The 19,443-nt window shown below is 66.5% G+C and carries 17 protein-coding genes; 7 read left to right on the top strand and 10 right to left on the bottom strand.

Annotated elements, in window-relative coordinates; genetic code table 11:
• The first annotated feature begins 76 nt into the window (after positions 1-76).
• Positions 77-1,384 (top strand): OmpA family protein, encoded by a 1,308-nt coding sequence (locus tag AC3IPM_RS15065; protein ID WP_489300811.1) that lies wholly within the window; start codon positions 77-79, stop codon positions 1,382-1,384.
• A 46-nt stretch (positions 1,385-1,430) separates the two neighbouring features.
• On the opposite strand, the gene AC3IPM_RS15070 is transcribed toward AC3IPM_RS15065, so the two are convergent.
• From AC3IPM_RS15070 to rluD, 3 genes are read right to left on the bottom strand one after another with little or no spacing between them, the layout of a single operon-like run.
• Positions 1,431-1,862, bottom strand: coding sequence for a thiol-disulfide oxidoreductase DCC family protein (locus AC3IPM_RS15070; protein WP_489300812.1), 432 nt, complete (start codon positions 1,860-1,862; stop codon positions 1,431-1,433).
• Positions 1,847-2,626 carry a peptidoglycan editing factor PgeF gene (gene pgeF / locus AC3IPM_RS15075; RefSeq protein ID WP_489300814.1) on the bottom strand — a complete coding sequence of 260 codons (780 nt, stop codon included), beginning with the start codon at positions 2,624-2,626 and terminating at the stop codon, positions 1,847-1,849. The genes AC3IPM_RS15070 and pgeF overlap by 16 nt, the downstream gene beginning before the upstream one ends.
• Positions 2,626-3,621, bottom strand: coding sequence for a 23S rRNA pseudouridine(1911/1915/1917) synthase RluD (rluD, locus tag AC3IPM_RS15080; protein WP_489300815.1), 996 nt, complete (start codon positions 3,619-3,621; stop codon positions 2,626-2,628). Before rluD ends, pgeF begins: the two co-directional genes overlap by 1 nt.
• 116 nt (positions 3,622-3,737) lie before the next feature.
• Here rluD and AC3IPM_RS15085 point away from each other — a divergent pair, with 116 nt between their 5' ends.
• Entirely contained in the window at positions 3,738-4,622 is an 885-nt protein-coding gene (locus tag AC3IPM_RS15085) for an outer membrane protein assembly factor BamD (RefSeq protein WP_489300816.1), read from the top strand.
• A 250-nt stretch (positions 4,623-4,872) separates the two neighbouring features.
• Entirely contained in the window at positions 4,873-6,108 is a 1,236-nt protein-coding gene (locus tag AC3IPM_RS15090; RefSeq protein WP_489300817.1) for a lipase family protein, read from the top strand.
• Positions 6,109-6,149: 41 nt separating this feature from the next.
• Here AC3IPM_RS15090 and AC3IPM_RS15095 read toward each other — a convergent pair whose 3' ends face one another.
• The 3 genes from AC3IPM_RS15095 to sucC form a co-directional block, all read right to left on the bottom strand.
• Positions 6,150-7,784, bottom strand: a complete 1,635-nt coding sequence (locus AC3IPM_RS15095) for an NAD+ synthase (RefSeq protein WP_489300818.1) — start codon at positions 7,782-7,784, stop codon at positions 6,150-6,152.
• 169 nt (positions 7,785-7,953) lie between these two features.
• Positions 7,954-8,829 carry a succinate--CoA ligase subunit alpha gene (gene sucD, locus AC3IPM_RS15100; protein ID WP_489300820.1) on the bottom strand — a complete coding sequence of 292 codons (876 nt, stop codon included), beginning with the start codon at positions 8,827-8,829 and terminating at the stop codon, positions 7,954-7,956.
• A gap of 21 nt (positions 8,830-8,850) precedes the next feature.
• On the bottom strand, positions 8,851-10,020 hold the full coding sequence (gene sucC, locus AC3IPM_RS15105; RefSeq protein WP_489300821.1) for an ADP-forming succinate--CoA ligase subunit beta: 1,170 nt from the start codon (positions 10,018-10,020) through the stop codon (positions 8,851-8,853).
• 298 nt (positions 10,021-10,318) lie between these two features.
• Here sucC and AC3IPM_RS15110 point away from each other — a divergent pair, with 298 nt between their 5' ends.
• Positions 10,319-11,932, top strand: a complete 1,614-nt coding sequence (locus AC3IPM_RS15110; RefSeq protein WP_489300822.1) for a sensor histidine kinase — start codon at positions 10,319-10,321, stop codon at positions 11,930-11,932.
• Between the two features lie 64 nt (positions 11,933-11,996).
• Positions 11,997-13,376, top strand: a complete 1,380-nt coding sequence (locus AC3IPM_RS15115) for a sigma-54-dependent transcriptional regulator (protein ID WP_489300824.1) — start codon at positions 11,997-11,999, stop codon at positions 13,374-13,376.
• A 183-nt stretch (positions 13,377-13,559) separates the two neighbouring features.
• Here the strand turns inward: AC3IPM_RS15115 and AC3IPM_RS15120 are convergent, their stop codons facing one another.
• From AC3IPM_RS15120 to AC3IPM_RS15135, 4 genes are all read right to left on the bottom strand, one after another.
• Positions 13,560-13,988: a hypothetical protein gene (locus tag AC3IPM_RS15120; protein ID WP_489300825.1), complete on the bottom strand. Its 429-nt coding sequence runs from the start codon at positions 13,986-13,988 to the stop codon at positions 13,560-13,562.
• A gap of 259 nt (positions 13,989-14,247) precedes the next feature.
• On the bottom strand, positions 14,248-15,975 hold the full coding sequence (pilB, locus tag AC3IPM_RS15125; RefSeq protein ID WP_489300826.1) for a type IV-A pilus assembly ATPase PilB: 1,728 nt from the start codon (positions 15,973-15,975) through the stop codon (positions 14,248-14,250).
• A 53-nt stretch (positions 15,976-16,028) separates the two neighbouring features.
• Positions 16,029-16,436: a pilin gene (locus AC3IPM_RS15130; RefSeq protein WP_489304168.1), complete on the bottom strand. Its 408-nt coding sequence runs from the start codon at positions 16,434-16,436 to the stop codon at positions 16,029-16,031.
• Positions 16,437-16,536: 100 nt separating this feature from the next.
• Complete coding sequence (locus AC3IPM_RS15135) at positions 16,537-16,953, bottom strand: pilin (protein ID WP_489300828.1); 417 nt, start codon at positions 16,951-16,953, stop codon at positions 16,537-16,539.
• Between the two features lie 357 nt (positions 16,954-17,310).
• Between AC3IPM_RS15135 and AC3IPM_RS15140 the strand changes: the two genes are divergently transcribed.
• A complete protein-coding gene (locus AC3IPM_RS15140; RefSeq protein ID WP_489300829.1) occupies positions 17,311-18,570 on the top strand; it encodes a type II secretion system F family protein in 1,260 nt (419 codons plus the stop codon).
• 7 nt (positions 18,571-18,577) lie between these two features.
• Complete coding sequence (locus AC3IPM_RS15145) at positions 18,578-19,441, top strand: prepilin peptidase (RefSeq protein WP_489300831.1); 864 nt, start codon at positions 18,578-18,580, stop codon at positions 19,439-19,441.
• Positions 19,442-19,443: the final 2 nt, after the last annotated feature.

A 19,443-nucleotide genomic window follows, 5' to 3' on the forward strand; every position in this document is an offset into this window, starting at 1 on the left:
CCCAAGAGCCCATCCATATCGCATGGGCCACGCCGTGCACCCCGCCGTGCACCGTATTTCCAAGGGGATAGATTGCATGTCAGCGCTCGACCGTTTCATCGAAGAGGCCGCCGTACGGCTGGACCTGGGCTACCGCGCGCGCAGCGTGGTCGGCGTGCTGGTGGGCTGGATCGCCTCGCATCCACTCGGCCTGGACGGACTGGAGCAGCAGTTCGAGCAGGCCGGGCTGGGTGCGCGCTTCCGTTCCTGGCAGCGCCACGCCGAGCCCTCGCAGCCGATCGTCGCCAGCGAACTGGAGCGCGCCATCGGCGCCCATGCGCTGGCCACCCTGGCGCGCAGGTCGGTGTTGCCGCCGGGCATGTTCCGGGTGATCGCCTGCGATCTGCTGCCCGGCCTGGTCAACGTGATGACCCCGCCCGGCGGGCATGCCCTGGCCGTGGCGGCTGCAACCCGTCGCCACCCGCAGCTGAAGCGGCTGAGCGTGCGCGGCGCGATCCCCTCGCGGGCCATGCACGGCCTGGCGCTGCGCAGCCTGCTGTGGACCCTGGTCGCAGTGACGCTGATCGGCATCACCACCTGGCTGCAGCTGAAAATGCGCGCGCCGCTCTGGATGACTGCCGAGGTGACCGAACAGCGCAGCGCGCAGCTCGTGCTGCAGCAACGCGGGCACCACGTCGAAGTGCAGGGCCGCCTGCCCACGGAAGCCGATCGGCGCAGGCTGTGGAACGCGCTGGTCGCGCTGCACGGCAAGGCCAACGTGCATGGCGATATCGCGCTGGACCACCGCGTGCGCACGCCCCGCTGGCTGCACCGGCTGCCCTCCCGGCTGGCGCAGCTGCAGGGCGACGGGCTGATGCTGGCCTTCGACGGCGATCAGTTGCAGGTCGACACCGCGGCCATGGACGAGCCGCAGCGCCTGGCGGTGTCACGCCTGCTGCGCCGGGACTTCGCCGACCTGCACAGCAGCGGCCTGTGGGGACCGGGCCTGGCCGCCCTGGCCCAGCTCCGCCCGGGCGCCGAGACGCCTGCGCTGCTGGAGGCACTCAATCGCACCCGGCTGAAGTTCCATCCCGGTTCGGCCGACCTGACCGGCGACTGCAACGACACCGTGCATGCCGTCGCCGTCGCACTGCAGGCGGCAACGCCCGGCACACGCTTGCAGATCGATGCGCATACCGACAGCCGCGGTGATGCGGCCGGCAACCGGCAGCTGAGCCAGCAGCGTGCCGAGGCGGTGGTGCAGGCATTGCAGGCGCAGGGCGTACCCGCGCAGATGCTCACCGCGGTCGGCCATGGCCCCGACCATCCCGTGGCCGACAACCGCAGCGAGGAAGGCCGCGCACGCAATCGGCGGATCGTCTACACCTTGATCGAAGCCGGTTGATCGATGCGGGCGCCGAGGCTCCCGTAGACGCGCGGGGCGCGCCGCGTCAGTCCAGGAAGCGTGCCGCCTGCGCCGGGTCCGGCAGATAGCACTGGTCGTGGCGACCGAACCAGCGGTAGCGGTTGCGCGCCAGCACCCGGTAGCCGCGATCGCGCAGCCCGGCCGGCAGCAGGCGCAACACGCCGGTCAAACGCCAGGCCCCACCCAGGCTGGACAGCACGCGCAGGATCGCCGCGGTGTCGGTCCAGGCACGGCCCTGTTCCAGCAACAGGAACGAGCTCGGGTCCTCCGGGTCCAGCCCATGCTGCTGCAGCAGGGCACGACCGTGCGTGCCCTGCATCGCCGCGAACCGGTATCGGCCGCGGCGGTCGAAACGCAGCAGCAGACGCACCCAGCCATTGCACAGCGTGCAGACGCCGTCGAAGACGATCACCGCCTGCTCATGCTCAGCCACCGGCGGGCTCAGCGCGCGAGCCATGCCAGCGTGGCCATGCGACCACTGCGACGGTCGCGACGGTGCGAGTAGAACGACTGCGGCTCGCCGATGCTGCAGCGATCACCGCCGTGGATATGCGCGGCCTGCATCCCGGCCGCAAGCAGGCGGCGGCGTGCCAATGCATACAGATCCACCCTCCAATGCCCCGGGCGGGTCGTCTGGAAAGCCGCCTGCGCGCCGGGATCGGTAGCGACGAACGCGCTGAACACGTCCTCACCCACCTCGTAGTGCGCCGGCCCGGCCGCCGGCCCCAGCCACGCCTGCAGCTGCGCCGGTGCGGTGTGCATCGCCGCCACGGTCGCCTCCAGCATGCCGTCGGCCAGGCCACGCCAGCCCGCATGCGCAGCGGCAACTTCGCTGCCCTCGCGCGCGGCGAACACCACCGGCAGGCAATCGGCGGTGAGAATCGCCAGTACCACCCCGGGCACCGACGTTACCGCGGCATCCGCGGTGGGCTCGGCATCGATGCCGACCGCCGTGGGTGCCGCATCGAAGCGCAGCACCGTGGTGCCGTGCACCTGGCGCAGCCAATGCGGCGCCGACGGCAGCATCAGGCCGGCCTGCAGCAGGTCGCGGTTGCGCTGCACCTGCTGCGGGTCATCGCCGTCGGCCGCATAGCGGTTGCCCATGTTGAACTGGTCGAACGGCGGCTGCGAACCGCCTGCGCCGAAGCGCAGCGTGGTCAACGCGTGCACGCCGGGCAGGGACGGCCACGCGGCCGCCAGGACGGGCAGCGCGGCAGCCATCAGCGGCGACCGCGTTCCAGCTCGGCGAAGCGCTTGCTGTCGTCGCGCAGTGCCTGCATCAGCGCCAGCATGTCCGCCGGCGGCGGTGCGCTGTTGCTGATGGTCTCACCGGTGATCGGGTGCACGAACTCCAGCGTCTCGGCATGCAGGGCCTGGCGCTTGAAGCCGCGCAGCGCGGCAACCAGTTCATCGGTGGCGCCCTTGGGCAGCTTCAACGCACCGCCGTACAGCTGGTCGCCGATGATCGCGTGGCGCAGGTGCGCCATGTGCACGCGGATCTGGTGGGTACGCCCGGTTTCCAGGCGGCATTCCAGCGCGGTGTGCGCACGGAAGCGTTCGCGCAGGCGGTAGTGGGTGATCGCATCCTTGCCGTCTTCGCGCACGGCCATGCGCACGCGGTCGCGCGGATGGCGGTCGATCGCCGCATCGGCGGTGCCGCCGGAGACCAGCGCGCCCACCACGATGGCCAGGTACTGGCGATGCACTTCGCGTGCCGACAGCTGCTCGACCAGCGCGGTCTGTGCCTGGATGGTGCGTGCGATCACCATGACGCCGCTGGTGTCCTTGTCCAGGCGGTGCACGATGCCTGCGCGCGGCAGCACCGACAGCGACGGGTCGCGGAACAGCAGCGCGTTGACCAGGGTGCCGGTCGGGTTGCCCGCGCCGGGGTGGACCACCAGGCCGACCGGCTTGTTGATCACGAACACGTGCTCGTCTTCGTAGAGCACCTCCAGCGGGATGTCTTCCGGCTCGGCGTGGGTCTGGGTGTCGAGCACGACATGCAGGCTGGCGACCTCGCCGCCGCGCACCGGGTCGCGCCCGCGCACCGTCACGCCGTCCAGCAGGACGTCGCCGGACTTGATCCACTCGGTCAGCTTGGAGCGGGAGAATTCAGGGAACAGCTCGGCCAGAACGGCGTCGAAGCGCCGTCCAGCGGCGGTATCGGGCACGACGGCCTGGCGGGGGGATTCGGATTCAGAAGCGTTATCGGACATGGGGAGAGCACCGCAAGGAGACAATTTTGGGGTCCGGGCGACCACTTTCAGTCGCAGGACAGGCCACTAGGCTATCATCGACCCTTCGTATTCCAGCCGCGTCCCGCCCTGACCCCATGATCCGACGCTCTTCTTTGCTGTCTGCGCCCGTCCGCACCGCCGCCCTGTTGCTGGTCCTGGCCCTCGTCGCCACCGGCTGCCATCGCGGCGCCAAAGGCGATAATCCGGATGAAGGCCAGCCGGTCGAACAGATCTACGAGAAGAGCCACCGCCTGATGGAAGGCGGCAACTGGAGCGGCGCTGAAGCCGGCTTCCGGCGCCTGATCGCCCAGTATCCGTACGGCCCGTACACCGAGCAGGCGATGATCGAAACCGCCTACGCCCAGTACAAGGCCGGCAAGCACGATGACGCGGTGTCGAGCATCGACCGCTTCATCCGTACCTACCCGACCCACCGCAACATCGCCTACCTGTACTACCTGCGCGGCCTGGCCAACGGCAACCGCAATACGGTATTCCTGCGTCGCGTGTGGTCGCTGGACTCCAGCCGTCGTGACCTGTCCACCCCGCGCCAGGCCTACGCCGACTTCAACATCGTCACCGACCGCTACCCCAACAGCCGCTACGCCGCCGATGCGCGCCAGCGGATGATTGAACTGCGCGACGTGTTCGCCCAGCACGAACTGGACAACGCCCTGTACTACCTGCGCCGCCAGGCCTGGGTGTCCGCGGCCGGCCGCGCCAACTACCTGCTGGAAACCTACCCGCAGAGCGCCTTCCAGTACGACGCCGTGGCGGCCCTGGGCGAGGCTTACACCCACCTGGGCAACAAGACCCTGGCCGATGACGCCCGCCGCGTGCTCGAGCTGAACCAGCCTGAACACCCGTGGCTGCAAGGCAAGTGGCCGAAGTACCCGTGGATGGTGCGCAAGCTGAACCCGTTCGCCGGCGAAAAGTCGGCCAGCACCGGCCAGCGCAACGCCAAGATGGAACGCAAGTAAGCAAGACCGCACGGTCTTGACGCGAAAAGGGCCCCGATCGGGGCCCTTTTTCGTTGGGGCGGCGTGGGCTGGCCGCCGCAACCGGCCCGGAACCGACATAGGAACTGCTGCAAATCGGCCCAAGTGGGCCGCTTGCGACAGGCGCTGCGGCCAAGCTGCGATCGCCGTCCCGGTCTGGCCCAGGCCAGGCTTGCAGACTGCGGCCGCGCAACGGACCACGTCGTGGCCGGCGCAGACATGGACATCCAGGATGCATGACACCCCCACGCGCGCCCGTCGCGCCGCGCTGACCCTGCTCGCCACCGCCGGGCTGACCCTCACCGCCCCCCTGCTGGCCCAGGCCCGCACGCCGGGCCAAGTGGTCCACGCCGAGCCCTATCAGGCCAGCTGGGTACCCTCCCGGGCCGCCCAGGCCTACAAGCTCACCTACGTCACCAGCGACCTGCAGCAGCGCCCGGCGCTGAGCACCGGCCTGATCTACCTGCCGGCCGGCCCGGCCCCCGCTGGCGGCTGGCCGGTGGTGTCCTGGGCGCACGGCACCCAGGGCGTGGCCGACGCCTGCGCGCCCTCCGTGTCCGGGCCCTACCAGCCCGAGCGCGATGGCCGTTACCTGGACCAGTACCTGGCCCAGGGCTATGCGGTGGTGGCCTCGGACTACCAGGGCCTGGGTTCGGTCGGCGAGCATGCCTACCTGCACGGCCCCACCGCGGCGCGCAACATCATCGACATGGTCAAGGCCAGCCGCACCTACACCGCGGGCCTGCCGGCGGCGCAGCAGCTTTCCCATCGCTGGGTGTCGGTCGGCCATTCACAGGGCGCGGGCGCGGCGGTCATGGCCGGGCACCTGGCCACCGATCTGGGCGGCCCTACGCTGGATTTCCGCGGCACCTTCGGCACCGGCACCCCGGTCGCGGTCGACCTGACCGCGCTGGTGATGCAGCCGGGCAACCTGAGCGCCAACACCGGCGCGGTCAACGCCTACCACGCCTACCTGCTGCTGGGCCTGCTGCAGGTCGAGCCGGGCATCGACCGCGTGCTCTCCGACGCCGGACGCCAGCGCCTGGCCCAGGCCCGCCAGTTGTGCCTGGGCGAGCTGAGTGCCGCGCTGGATGGTGCCAATACCGGTGTGATGTTCCGTGCCCCGCTGCTCTCGGTGCCGGGGCTGGCGCCGAAGCTGCGCAGCTACTTCGGCATGCCCTTGCGCGGCTTCGACCGCCCGCTGCTGATGGCCCATGGCGTGCATGACCGCGACGTGGTGTATCTCAACACCCTGCTGTATGCCGCCGGGCTGGCGCTCAACCGCCAGCCGGTGGCCTTCCGCAGCTATGGCACCGACCACTGGGGCATCCTCGATGCGGCCAGCAGCGACGGCCTGCAGTTCGTCAATGCACGCTTCGCCGCACCGCGCGCGGCCAGCTTCGATGCCTCCACCCAGGCCAGCGAGGCCCTGCGCCTGCAGCGCCAGCTGGACCAGGCCGGTCGCTGAGTGATCCATGGGGCCGCAGGCGCTGCCTGCGGCCCGCGGGCTCAGCCCTTGTAGCCGTTGCTGATCGGATAGCGCCGCTCGCGGCCGAACGCGCGCCGCGACACCTTCGGGCCCGGCGCGGCCTGGTGGCGCTTCCACTCGCTGGTACGCACCAGCCGCAGCACGCGGTCCACCACCTCGGCGGCGTAGCCGGCGCCCACGATCTCCTCGCGCGACTGCTCCTGGTCCACGTAGCGGTACAGGATGCCGTCCAGCACGTCATAGGCCGGCAACGAATCCTGGTCGGTCTGGTTGTCGCGCAGCTCGGCCGACGGCGGTCGGCTGATCACCGCCGGCGGAATCACCGGTGCGCCGCCCACGGTGTTGCGCCACTTGGACAGGCCGAACACCTCGGTCTTGTACAGGTCCTTCAGCGGCGCGTAGCCACCGCACATGTCGCCGTAGATGGTGGCGTAACCCACCGCGTATTCGCTCTTGTTGCCGGTGGTCAGCAGCAACCCGCCGAACTTGTTCGACAGCGCCATCAGGATCACCCCGCGGCTGCGCGACTGCAGGTTCTCCTCGGTGACATCGGCCGCCTGGCCTTCGAACATCGGCCCCAGTGCCTGCATCAAGCCCTCGAACACCGGCTCGATCGACACCGCCTCCAGCTTCACCCCCAGCGCGCGGCACTGCTCGGCGGCCAGATCGTTGGACATATCGGCGGTGTAGCGCGACGGCAGCCGCACCGCGGTGACGTTGTCCGCGCCCAGCGCATCAACCGCCATCGCCAGCACCAGCGCCGAGTCGATGCCGCCGGACAGGCCCAGCCACACCTTTTTGAAGCCATTCTTGCGGCAGTAGTCCTGGATCCCGCGGGTGACCGCGCGCCAGGCCAGTGCGTCCATGCTTTCATCGCCGTCATCGATCCACTCGCGCGGCAGGAAGCGGCGCGTGTCGGCGGCATAGTCCACCACCAGCCACTGGTCGGTGAACGCGGCCGCGGCCGGGTGCACGGTGCCATCGCCGTCGGCAACCACCGAGGCGCCATCGAACACCAGCGCGTCCTGGCCGCCGACCACGTTGAGGTAGGCGATCGCCGCCCCGCTCTCACGGGTGCGTTCGGCCAGCAGCGCATCGCGCTGGGCGTGCTTGCCGCGCTCGTACGGCGAGGCGTTGGGCACCACCACCAGCTGCGCGCCCAGCCGCACCGTATCGGCCAGCGGCTCGGCGAACCACAGGTCCTCACAGATCAGCAACCCGACCGGCACGCCGTCGAGATCGAACACGCAGCTGCCGCCATCGGGATCGACGTCGAAGTAGCGACGCTCGTCGAACACCGCATAGTTGGGCAGCTCGCGCTTGCGATAGGTCTGCAGCACCGCGCCATCGCGCAGCACGCTGGCCGCGTTGTAGACCACCGCACCGGCGGCCTGTGGCCAGCCGACCACGGCGGTGATGCCGGTGGCCGCCAGCGCGATGCGCTCCAGTGCCTGCTGGCAGTCGTACAGGAAGCGCGGACGCAGCAGCAGGTCTTCCGGCGGATAGCCGCTGATCGCCAGTTCCGGGAATACCACCAGCGCGGCGCCGTACTCGTCACGCGCCTCGGCGATCATCGCGATGATATTGTCGGCGTTCTGCGCGACGGCACCCACCGGAAAATCAAACTGCGCCATCGCGATGCGGATCGAAGCCATGAACATTCAGCCTGTGGTTGCAATACGCCCATTGTAGTGCCGGCCGCTGGCCGGCAACCACGCGCACGCGGGTAGCTTCATGACGCAGAAAGGCCGCCCGAAGGCGGCCTTTCTCAGCCGACCAACGGTCGGCGCTACAGACACGTCAGCCGCTTCGCGGCTGGCGGTCTTATTTCACCAGCTTGGCGATGGCAGCACCCAGGTCGCCCGGCGAACGCACGGTGACGACGCCAGCGGCTTCCATGGCGGCGAACTTGCCTTCCGCCGTGCCCTTGCCGCCCGAGGCGATCGCACCGGCATGACCCATGCGCTTGCCGGCCGGAGCCGACGCACCGGCGATGAAGCCGACAACCGGCTTCTTCACGAACTGCTTGATGTACTCGGCACCGGCTTCTTCAGCGTCGCCGCCGATTTCGCCGACCATGATGATGCCCAGGGTCTGCGGATCTTCGTTGAACAGCTTCAGGCAGTCGACGAAGTTCAGGCCGTTGATCGGGTCGCCGCCGATGCCGATGCAGGTCGACTGACCCAGGCCGACTTCGGTGGTCTGCTTGACGGCTTCATAGGTCAGCGTGCCCGAGCGCGACACGATGCCGATCTTGCCCGGCATGTGGATGTGGCCCGGCATGATGCCGATCTTGCACTCGCCCGGGGTGATCACGCCGGGGCAGTTCGGGCCCACCAGCACGGTGTCCGGATGGGCACGGGTCAGCACGTTCTTGACGCGCAGCATGTCCAGCACCGGGATGCCCTCGGTGATGCACACGATGACCTTGATGCCGGCAGCGGCGGCTTCCAGGATCGCATCGGCCGCGTACGGCGGCGGCACGTAGATGACCGATGCATTGGCACCGGTGCTCTGCACGGCATCGGCCACGGTGTTGAACACCGGCAGGTCGATGTGGGTGGTGCCGCCCTTGCCGGGGGTCACGCCGCCGACGACCTGGGTGCCGTACTCGATCATCTGAGTGGCGTGGAAGGTACCCTGCTGGCCGGTGAAGCCCTGCACGATCACCTTGGTGTTCTTGTTAATCAGTACTGACATTGGATTTCCTTCGGTGTCGGATCAGGCGGCGGCTTTGACAGCAGCGACGACCTTCTTGGCACCGTCGTTGATGTTGTCGGCCGGGATGATGGCCATGCCGCTGTCACGCAGCAGCTGCTTGCCTTCTTCCACATTGGTGCCTTCCAGGCGCACCACGACCGGAACCTTGACGCCCACTTCCTTGACCGCGGCGATGATGCCTTCAGCGATCATGTCGCAGCGGACGATGCCGCCGAAGATGTTGACGAAGATGCCTTCGACCTTGTCCGAGGACAGGATCAGCTTGAACGCTTCGATGACGCGCTGCTTGTTGGCACCGCCGCCCACGTCCAGGAAGTTCGCCGGCTCGCCGCCGTTGAGCTTGATGACGTCCATGGTGGCCATGGCCAGACCGGCGCCGTTGACCATGCAGCCGATGTTGCCGTCCATGGTGACGTAGTTGATGTCCAGCTCCGAAGCGGTCACTTCGGTCTCGTCTTCCTGGGTCTTGTCGCGCATGGCGACCAGGGCCTTCTGACGGAACGCGGCGTTGTCGTCGCTGTCGAACTTGCCGTCCAGCGCGTACAGGTTGCCGTCGTCCAGGATCGCCAGCGGGTTGATTTCAACCAGCGCCAGGTCCTTTTCGTTGAACAGGCGGTACAGGTTCACCATGATGCTGGCGAACTGGCCGGCCTGCTTGGCGGTCAGGCCCAGCTTGAAGCCGAAATCACGGCCGTGGTAACCCTGCACGCCTTCGACGAAGTCGACGTTCAGCGAGTGGATCAGCTCCGGGGTTTCAGCAGCAACCTGCTCGATCTCCACGCCGCCTTCCGAAGAAGCGATGTAGGTGATGGTCTTGGTGCCACGGTCGACCAGCACCGACAGGTACAGCTCCTTGACGATCTCGCCGGCGGTGGTCACCAGCACCAGGTTGACCGGCAGCTCGACGCCGGCGGTCTGGTAGGTGGCCATCTTGGTGCCGAGCATCTTGGCCGCAGCGGCCTTCACATCGTCGACGGTCTTGCAGAACTTGACGCCGCCAGCCTTGCCGCGGCCGCCCGCGTGGATCTGCGCCTTGACCATCCAGGGGCCCTGGCCCAAGGAAGTGGCCGCTGCAACTGCTTCATCCGGGGTCGCCGCGACCTTGCCGGCCGGGACGGGGATGCCGTACTCGGCAAGCAGTTGTTTTGACTGGTATTCGTGGAAATTCATGCGTCACCGTGGGAATAGGAACGACCGCACGCATCTCCAAGGCTCCCTCACGGGGCGCCGGTACGGACCGCGGCGGGCCCACTATTGTGGACGAGCCGGCGCGCAGGCGCAAAGAAGTCAGTACCAAGACACCGGGGCGGCGCCTTTTCCGGCTATTTTTCAGTCAGTTGCGGCGCCCCGACGGGGAGGGCCCGGCGATGGGCGCGCAAGGCCCGCGCAAACCTGCCAGCCGCCAGGACCGCCCCGTCCCGGCCCGCAACCTCTACACTTCCCGCAATGCCTGAAGGGGAGTTCCGGCGTGTCACCCAGCGTTTCATTGATCGACCGCATCGAGTCCATTCCGAGGCGGGAACTGTATTTCTTTGCCCTGTACCGCCTGCTGATCGCCACGGTGATCGCGGCCCTGTTGTTCAGCCCCCTCATCGGCATGGCCGGCGATGCCGACCACCCGCGCCTGGCCAAGGTGGTCAGCGTGGCCTACCTGGCGCTGTCGCTGCTGCTGCTGGCCGTCAGCCGCAACGACCGCTGGCTGCGCCAGATCGTGACCGGCGGCGTGGTGGTGGACATCATCGCCGCCACCCTGCTGGCGCATGCCCTGCCCGGTGCCAGTGCCGGCCTGTCGATGTCGCTGCTGTTCAACATCGCCGCCGCCGCCACCCTGCTGCCGTTGTCGATGGGCATGGGCATCGCCCTGGCCGCCAGCGCCGCCACCGCCGGCGAATATGTGTGGAAACTGCTGGAGGGCGACGCCCCCACCCGCACCCTGGCCGAACTGGCGATGTTCATCACCAGCTACCTCGCGCTGGCCTTCGTCAGCTACCAGGTCGGCAACCGTGCGCGGCGCAACCAGCAGCTGGCCAACCAGCGCGGCGACGAAGTGGCCAACCTGTTTGAAGTCAACGAACTGATCATCCGGCGCATGCGCACCGGCGTGCTGGTGGTGGATGGCAACAACCGCATCACCCTGGCCAACGAGGCCGCATCCACCCTGATCGGCGATGCCGACGGCAACAGCGGCAGCGGCCAGCTGGAGCTGGGCAGCGCCTCGCCGGACCTCAGCCGCCGCCTGCAGCGCTGGCGCAATGGCTGGACCAACGAAGAAACGCCGCTGCAGCTCTCGCCCGACCAGCCCGAAGTGCAGCCGCGCTTTGCCCGCCTGCTCGCCGGCAGCGACCTGACCCTGGTGTTCCTGGATGACTCCAGCGTGGTGTCGCGGCGTGCCGAATCGTTGACGCTGTCGGCGATGGGGCGCTTCTCGGCCAGCCTGGCACATGAGATCCGCAACCCGCTGGCCGCGATCAACTACGCCGCCCAGCTGCTGGAGGAATCCACCGCGATCGGCGACACCGACCGGCGCCTGCTGCAGATCATCAACCAGCAGTGCCAGCGCACCAACGGCATCGTCGAAAGCGTGCTCGGCCTGGCCCGGCGCGAGCGTGCCAATCCGGAGAACCTGGACCTGGCCGCGTTCGTGCGTCGTTTCGTGCTGGAGTACAAGCAAGGTCTGACTCTGGAAACCGACAGCGTCGAGCCGATCATCAGCGAGACCTCGGTGCATGCCCTGGTCGACCCCCGCCACCTGCACCAGATCCTGACCGTGCTGGTCCACAACGCACTCAAGTACGGCCGCGTGGGCCAGGAGCCGGCGCGCGTACGCCTGCGTGTGGCGCGCCAGGAACGCGCGGCGATCATCGATGTCATGGACCGTGGTCCGGGCATCCCCGAGACGGTGGCCAACCAGCTGTTCCGCCCGTTCTTCACCACCTCCGAACATGGCACCGGGCTGGGCCTGTACATCGCCCGCGAGCTGTGTCGGGCCAACCAGGCGCGGCTGGACTACGTCTCGGTGCCGGCCGGTGGCGCCTGCTTCCGCCTGGTCCTGCCCGGCCCGCACACGATGCTGCCGCAATGACCCGGCAGCACTCCAGCGTCAAACATTTGTCGGTATCGACCGCCCTCGGCTATCTTCCCCCCATATGAACGACAATCGCAGCGCCCTCGTCGTCGACGACGAACGTGACATCCGCGAACTGCTGGTACTGACCCTGGGCCGGATGGGCCTGCGCATCAGTACCGCGGCCAATCTCGCCGAGGCCCGTGAACTGCTGGCCAGCAACCCCTACGACCTGTGCATCACCGACATGCGCCTGCCCGACGGCAACGGCATCGAGCTGGTCACCGAGATCGCCCAGCACTATCCGCGCACCCCGGTGGCGATGATCACCGCCTTCGGCAGCATGGACCTGGCGGTGGAAGCACTGAAGGCCGGTGCGTTCGACTTCGTCAGCAAGCCGGTGGACATTTCGGTACTGCGCGGGCTGGTCAAGCACGCGCTGGAACTCAACAACACCGAGCGGGCCGCACCGGCCGCCCTGGCCAATGACCAGACCGCACGCCTGCTCGGCGAGTCGCCGGCGATGGACGTGCTGCGCACCACCATCACCAAGGTCGCGCGCAGCCAGGCCCCGGTCTACATCCTGGGCGAGTCCGGGGTGGGCAAGGAACTGGTGGCCCGCACCATCCACACGCAGAGCGCACGCTCGGTCGGCCCGTTCGTACCGGTCAACTGCGGCGCGATTCCCTCCGAGCTGATGGAAAGCGAGTTCTTCGGGCACAAGAAGGGCAGCTTCAGCGGCGCGCATGCGGACAAGCCCGGCCTGTTCCAGGCCGCGCACGGCGGCACCCTGTTCCTGGATGAAGTCGCCGAGCTGCCACTGCAGATGCAGGTCAAACTGCTGCGTGCGATCCAGGAAAAATCGATCCGTCCGGTCGGCGCCGCCACCGAGGTGCCGGTCGACGTACGCATCCTCTCGGCTACCCACAAGGACCTCGGGGAACTGGTCGAGGATGGCCGCTTCCGCCACGACCTGTACTACCGCATCAACGTGATCGAACTGCGCGTGCCGCCCCTGCGCGAGCGCCGCACCGACCTGCCGCAGCTGGCCGCCTCGATCCTGGCGCGGCTGGCGCGCACCCACGAACGCCCCACCCCACTGCTGGCACCGTCCGCACTGGATGCACTGGGCCAGTACCACTTCCCGGGCAACGTGCGCGAACTGGAGAACATCCTGGAGCGCGCGCTGGCACTGGCCGAAACGGACAGCATCGGCGCCAGTGACCTGCGCCTGCCGCAGCATGGCGGCCTCCGCGCCGGCAGCAACGCCGCGGTGGAAGAGGCGGTCGTTGACCTGCCCGCCGGCAATGGCGCGCTGCCCTCCTACATCGAACAGATGGAGCGCACCGCGATCCAGAAGGCGCTGGAAGAGAACCGCTGGAACAAGACCCGGACGGCCGCGCAGCTGGGGATCACGTTCCGGGCGCTGCGGTACAAGCTGAAGAAGTTGGGGATGGATTGAGGCGAGCTGAGGGATGCCACGCATGGCGTGGCACTACCTCACCGCCGCACTGCCGGGGTAGAGCCACGCCGTGCGTGGCTGACACACCGGTCCAATGATTCACCAGCCAAGTTACTCGGATCGCGCCCGCAATACGTGGTCCACGTGTCACGGCATCCGGTGCTCCGGGGCTGCCCAGATGCTCTAAAGCCCGTTGATCACGCTTTCCAGCCGCCCCGACTCATCGAAGCTGTAGAACTTTTCGAAGCCAAAACCGCTCACGCAACGTCCATCGTACGGCATCACCCGCGTCACTTTGACCGTCCGCCCTGCTTTGGTTTTGTAGACCGAGAAATCACATCCGCCATCTTTCTGACGACATAGACCCGCAGCTTGATCTCTCGCAATGCTGACGAGCTGCAACTCAGCGTCGGTGGCGTTCTTTGGACTTATTTCGTCGCCACAAATGATGGGTGGCTTGGAACAGGCTGCAACTGCCATTGACGCCGCCACTGCCATCACCCAAACCTTACTCTGCACCATAGTTGCCATTCGGATACGTCCCGTTGAATACGTGAAGCCAGCCGCCATAGCGGCAGGCACCAGGATTTGATTTTGTGGCATCTGCCACATGCGCCGTCTCATGAGTCGCCAAACAATCGCCTATGCAGTCCCGTTGATAGGTGGCAAGGCGAGCCCGGCTGATGATTGGCTTCACGACTCCATCCTCGCAGTAGACGGTGCCGTCCGGCATCTGTTCTCCCGGACCAATTGGTGAACCCCGAATTGTGATCAACCCTTTCGGATCATAAGCACACGCCATGCGTGGCTGCGCTTCGCAGCATCCCCCCGCGCTGGCGGCTGCCGGCAACATCGGGATACGTCAGGACGCTTAGTCCTTCGTTACGCGATTGATCTCAGCCAGGCTGGTAGTACCCGCCGCAGCCTTCACCAGCGCCGACTGGCGCAGGTCATTGACCCCCGCCCGCTGCGCCGCCTCGGCGATCTGGATGGCATTGCCACCGGCCAGCACGATCACCGAGATCTCCTCGCTCATCGGCATCACCTGGTAGATACCGGTACGGCCCTTGTAGCCCTCGGTGCACTCCTCGCAACCCACCGGCTCGTAAAGCTTGATGCCGTCGTCGATCTGCTGCTGGGTGTAACCCTCGGCCAGCAGCGCGTGCGCGGGCAGCTCGATAGGCCGTTTGCAGTTGCTGCACAGCCGCCGCGCCAGGCGCTGGGCAATCACCAGCGTCACCGAGCTGGTGATATTGAACGGTGCGATACCCATGTTCATCAGGCGCGCGATGGTCTGCGGCGCATCGTTGGTATGCAGGGTCGACAGCACCATGTGGCCGGTCTGGGCGGCCTTGATCGCGATCTCGGCGGTTTCCAGGTCGCGGATTTCGCCGACCATGATGATGTCCGGATCCTGGCGCAGGAACGAGCGCAGCGCCGCGGCGAAGGTCATGCCGCGCTTGTTGTTCTGCTGCACCTGGTTGACGCCGGGCAGGCGGATTTCCACCGGGTCTTCGGCGGTGGAGATGTTGCGGGTTTCATCGTTGAGGATGCCCAGCGCGGTGTACAGCGACACCGTCTTGCCCGAGCCGGTCGGACCGGTCACCAGCACCATGCCGTAGGGCTTGTGAATGGCTTCCAGGAACAGCTGCTGCTGCTTGGGCTCATAGCCGAGCTTGTCGATACCCAGCTTGGCCGCGCTGCCATCCAGGATACGCAGCACGATCTTCTCGCCGAACAGGGTCGGCAGGGTGCTGACGCGGAAGTCGATCTGCCGCGACTTGGACAGGTTCAACTTGATGCGGCCGTCCTGCGGCACCCGCTTCTCGGCGATGTCCAGCTGCGACATCACCTTCAGGCGCGCGGCGATGCGCTGGTTGAGCTTGACCGGGGCCTTGGCCACGTTCTTGAGCAGGCCATCGATGCGGAAGCGCACCCGATAGTCGTCCTCGTAGGGCTCGAAGTGGATGTCCGAGGCGCCCTTGCGGATCGCATCGACCAGCACCTTGTTGACGAACTTCACCACCGGGGTGTCATCGCCCTTGGCATCGACGCCGGAGTCGGTCGAACCGCCCTCTTCGTCGCCGCCTGACACGTCCAGATCGCCCATGCCCTCGTCGTCGCCGCCGAGTGCCGAACCGAGCGTGTCGTGCTTGGACTGCCACTGCTCCAGCGTCCGCCGGATCTGTTCCTCGTCGACCAGGATCGGCTCGACCACCAGGTTGGTGTGGAACTTGATCTCATCCAGCGAATGGGTCGGGTCGCTGGTACCGATGAACAGCTTGCCGCCGCGCTTGAACAGCGGCAGCACGTGGTGCTTGCGCAGCAGTTCCTCACTGACCAGGCCGATGGCGTTCTGGCTGCCGTCGAAGACCGACACATCCAGCAACGGCATGCCGAATTCCAGCGCATTGGCCGCGGCCAGCTGCGCCGGGGTGACCAGCTTCTTGTCGGCGAACCACTGCGGCAGCGGCTGCTTGGCCGCCGTCGCGGCGGCCATGGCATTGCGCGCGCCGGCCTCGTCCAACGCGCCATCCTGGACCAGGCGCCGGGCGATGCCGGTGATGCCGACGAGATTGGCGGTGACGACAGCGTTCATGGGCCGGATCCTTTAGTACAAGGCTGCATTATGGCCAGAGGTGCCCGGTGACACTAGCACCCTGTGGGGCGATAGCGCGCATCGAATGCACTGCCGTCGCAGGTCCACGTGCCATCGGCCCCTCTGCGAAGGACGAGATCCTTGCCATTGACCGGCCCGCCCCCCTTCACGGTGCATGAAATGCTGCCCGTCCCGTTTGCAGCCAATTCAGCGACCACAGTGGGGCAACGCTCTGATGCCTTGATGCCGATGTAGTCGGCGTTGACCAGGCTCGCGTCACGACTGTCCTGAACAACAGTTTCTACCGTTGTCTTGCCGGGCCGTAGCTCGGCAAATGCCGCAGCAAGTTGAGATTTGGCAACGTATCCCTGATAAATCGGGAATGCAATTGCTGCCAGAATTGCAATGATCGCGATAACGATCATCAGCTCAATAAGCGTAAAACCACGGACGCTGCGCATGCCTTCCCCCTCAAGGATGAACACCATTGCATAGCAGAACGTATGCCAAAAAAAAGAGGCCCCGAACTGCAGGGCCTCTCCATCCAGCTACCCTAGGGCATTAGCCCGTGGTGCAGCCACTCGGGATGTACTTGGCATCAGCCGCAGCGATGTCGGTCTTGCACAGCCAGGTGCCGTCATCAGCGCGCTGAACGCGGATCTTCTTGCCCACGATCTTGGTATTGCCCTTCAGCGTGCATTCGATGCTGCCAGAAGCCGTGAGAGCGGTGATCGGGGTGATCTTGCAGCGATCGGAATCCTTCAGGCCAATGTCGGCAATGCTGGCAACGGCAGTCTTGCCTTCATTGAGCGCCACTTCGTACTGGGTCTTGCCGGGGGTGATTTCGGCCAGACCGGCAGTGACCTGCGACTTGGCCACGTAGTCCTGGTACATCGGCAGTGCGATGGCGGCCAGGATGGCGATGATCGCCACGACGATCATCAGTTCGATAAGGGTAAAGCCCTGCTGCTTCTTCATGAGTACATCCCCAAGAGGTAGGAAATAAATGAACACTGGGCGGAAGCCTCACCGGTAGGCCGGTTGAGCAAGGCGGGCGCCCGTGCGGGTGGATCAAAGCAGGTTGCGTGCCAACTTCTCGACAATGCTCCCCAGCATTCCCCGGCGCAATGATGGCAGCAATCTTCAGGATTGGAACCCCCCTCACGGAATTCTGCGACCGATCCGGCACTGTGACGCGTTGCGTCACCTTCTGACGGCCCAGGTCCTGGATGCCGGTCACGGATCCGAATCCGGGAGGGATGCCACAGCCGCCCGGAACCAGCTACCATCTCGCGCAGATAGCCCGCCTGGGGATGGCGTGGCTGGGGAGCCTGTATGTCTGTCAGCCGTAGTGCAATCAAGAAAGAGCCCGTGGCGCGCAGTACCACGGAGTTGCAGCCGTTTGTCTGGGAGGGGACCGACAAGCGGGGTGTGAAGATGAAGGGCGAACAGCCCGCCAAGAATGCCAACCTGCTCCGCGCCGAGCTGCGCCGCCAGGGCATCACGCCCAATGTGGTCAAGCCCAAGCCCAAGCCGCTGTTCGGGGCCGCCGGCAGTGCGGTCAGCGCCAAGGACATCGCCTTCTTCAGCCGCCAGATGGCGACCATGATGAAGTCGGGCGTGCCGATCGTGGGTGCGCTGGACATCATCGGCAGCGGGCATAAGAACCCGCGCATGAAGAAGATGGTCGACACCATCCGCATCGACATCGAGGGCGGCTCCTCGTTATACGAGGCAATCAGCCGGCACCCGGTGCAGTTCGACGAGCTCTACCGCAACCTGGTCAAGGCCGGCGAAGGCGCCGGCGTGTTGGAAACCGTGCTGGACACGGTGGCCAACTACAAAGAGAACATCGAAGCCCTCAAGGGCAAGATAAAGAAGGCCCTGTTCTACCCGATCATGGTCCTGGCCGTGGCCCTGCTGGTCAGTGGCATCCTGCTGGTCTGGGTGGTGCCGCAGTTCGAGGACGTGTTCAAGGGCTTCGGTGCGGACCTGCCGGCCTTCACCCAGATGATCGTGAACCTGTCCCGGTTCATGGTGTCATGGTGGTGGCTGATCCTGATCGCACTGGTCGGCGCCATCGTCGGTTTCATCGCCGCCTACAAGCGCTCGCCCAAGATGCAGCACACCATGGATCGCCTGATCCTGAAGGTGCCGGTCATCGGCCAGTTGATGCACAACAGCGCCATCGCCCGCTTCGCCCGCACCACGGCGGTGACCTTCAAGGCCGGCGTGCCGCTGGTGGAGGCACTGGGCATCGTTGCCGGCGCCACCGGCAACAAGGTCTACGAGGAAGCCGTGCTGCGCATGCGTGACGACGTCTCGGTCGGCTACCCGGTCAATATGGCCATGAAGCAGACCAACCTGTTCCCGCACATGGTGATCCAGATGACCGCCATCGGCGAAGAGGCCGGCGCGCTGGATGCCATGCTGTTCAAGGTGGCCGAGTACTTCGAACAGGAAGTCAACAACGCCGTGGATGCCCTGAGCAGCCTGCTGGAGCCGATTGTGATGGTGGTTATTGGTACCATCGTCGGCGGCATGGTGATCGGCATGTACCTGCCCATCTTCAAGCTCGCCTCCGTGGTTGGATAATTAATCGATGGCATTTCTCGACCAGCATGTCGGTCTCGGCTACCCCGCCGCGGCCGGCCTGGGGTTGCTGCTGGGCAGCTTCCTCAATGTAGTGATCCTGCGCCTGCCCAAGCGGCTGGAGTGGCAGTGGAAGCGTGACGCCCGCGAGGTGCTCGAAGAGCCGGACATCTACGAGCCGCCGCCACCGGGGATCGTGGTTGAGCCCTCGCACTGCCCGCACTGCAAGCACAAGCTGTCCTGGTACGAGAACATCCCGCTGTTCAGCTGGCTGGCGCTGCGCGGCAAATGCCGCCATTGCCATGCGCCGATCTCGATCCAGTACCCCTTGGTGGAGTTGGTCACCGCCCTGCTGGTGGTAGCCAGCGTCTGGCAGTTCGGCTTCGGCTGGCAGGGCTTCGGCGCGATCGTGCTGAGCTGCTTCCTGGTGGCCCTGTCCGGGATCGACCTGCGCACCCAGCTGCTGCCCGACCAATTGACCCTGCCCCTGATGTGGCTGGGCCTGATCGCCGCCAGCGACAATCTCTACATGCCGGTCAAACCGGCCCTGCTCGGCGCCCTGGCCGGCTACCTGTCGCTGTGGTCGGTGTGGTGGCTGTTCAAGCAGATCACCGGCAAGGAAGGCATGGGCCATGGCGATTTCAAGCTACTGGCCGCGCTCGGCGCCTGGTGCGGGCTGAAAGGCATCCTGCCGATCATCCTGCTGTCCTCGGTCATCGGCGCCGTTCTGGGCTCGATCTGGCTGTATTCGCGCGGCCGCGACCGCGCCACCCCGATCCCGTTCGGCCCCTACCTGGCGATCGCCGGCTGGATCGTGTTCATGTGGGGCGAACAGCTGATCAGCGCCTATCTGGGCTTCGCCGGCCTGCGCTGAGG

It is taken from the genome of Stenotrophomonas sp. GL_111 (assembly GCF_057835245.1).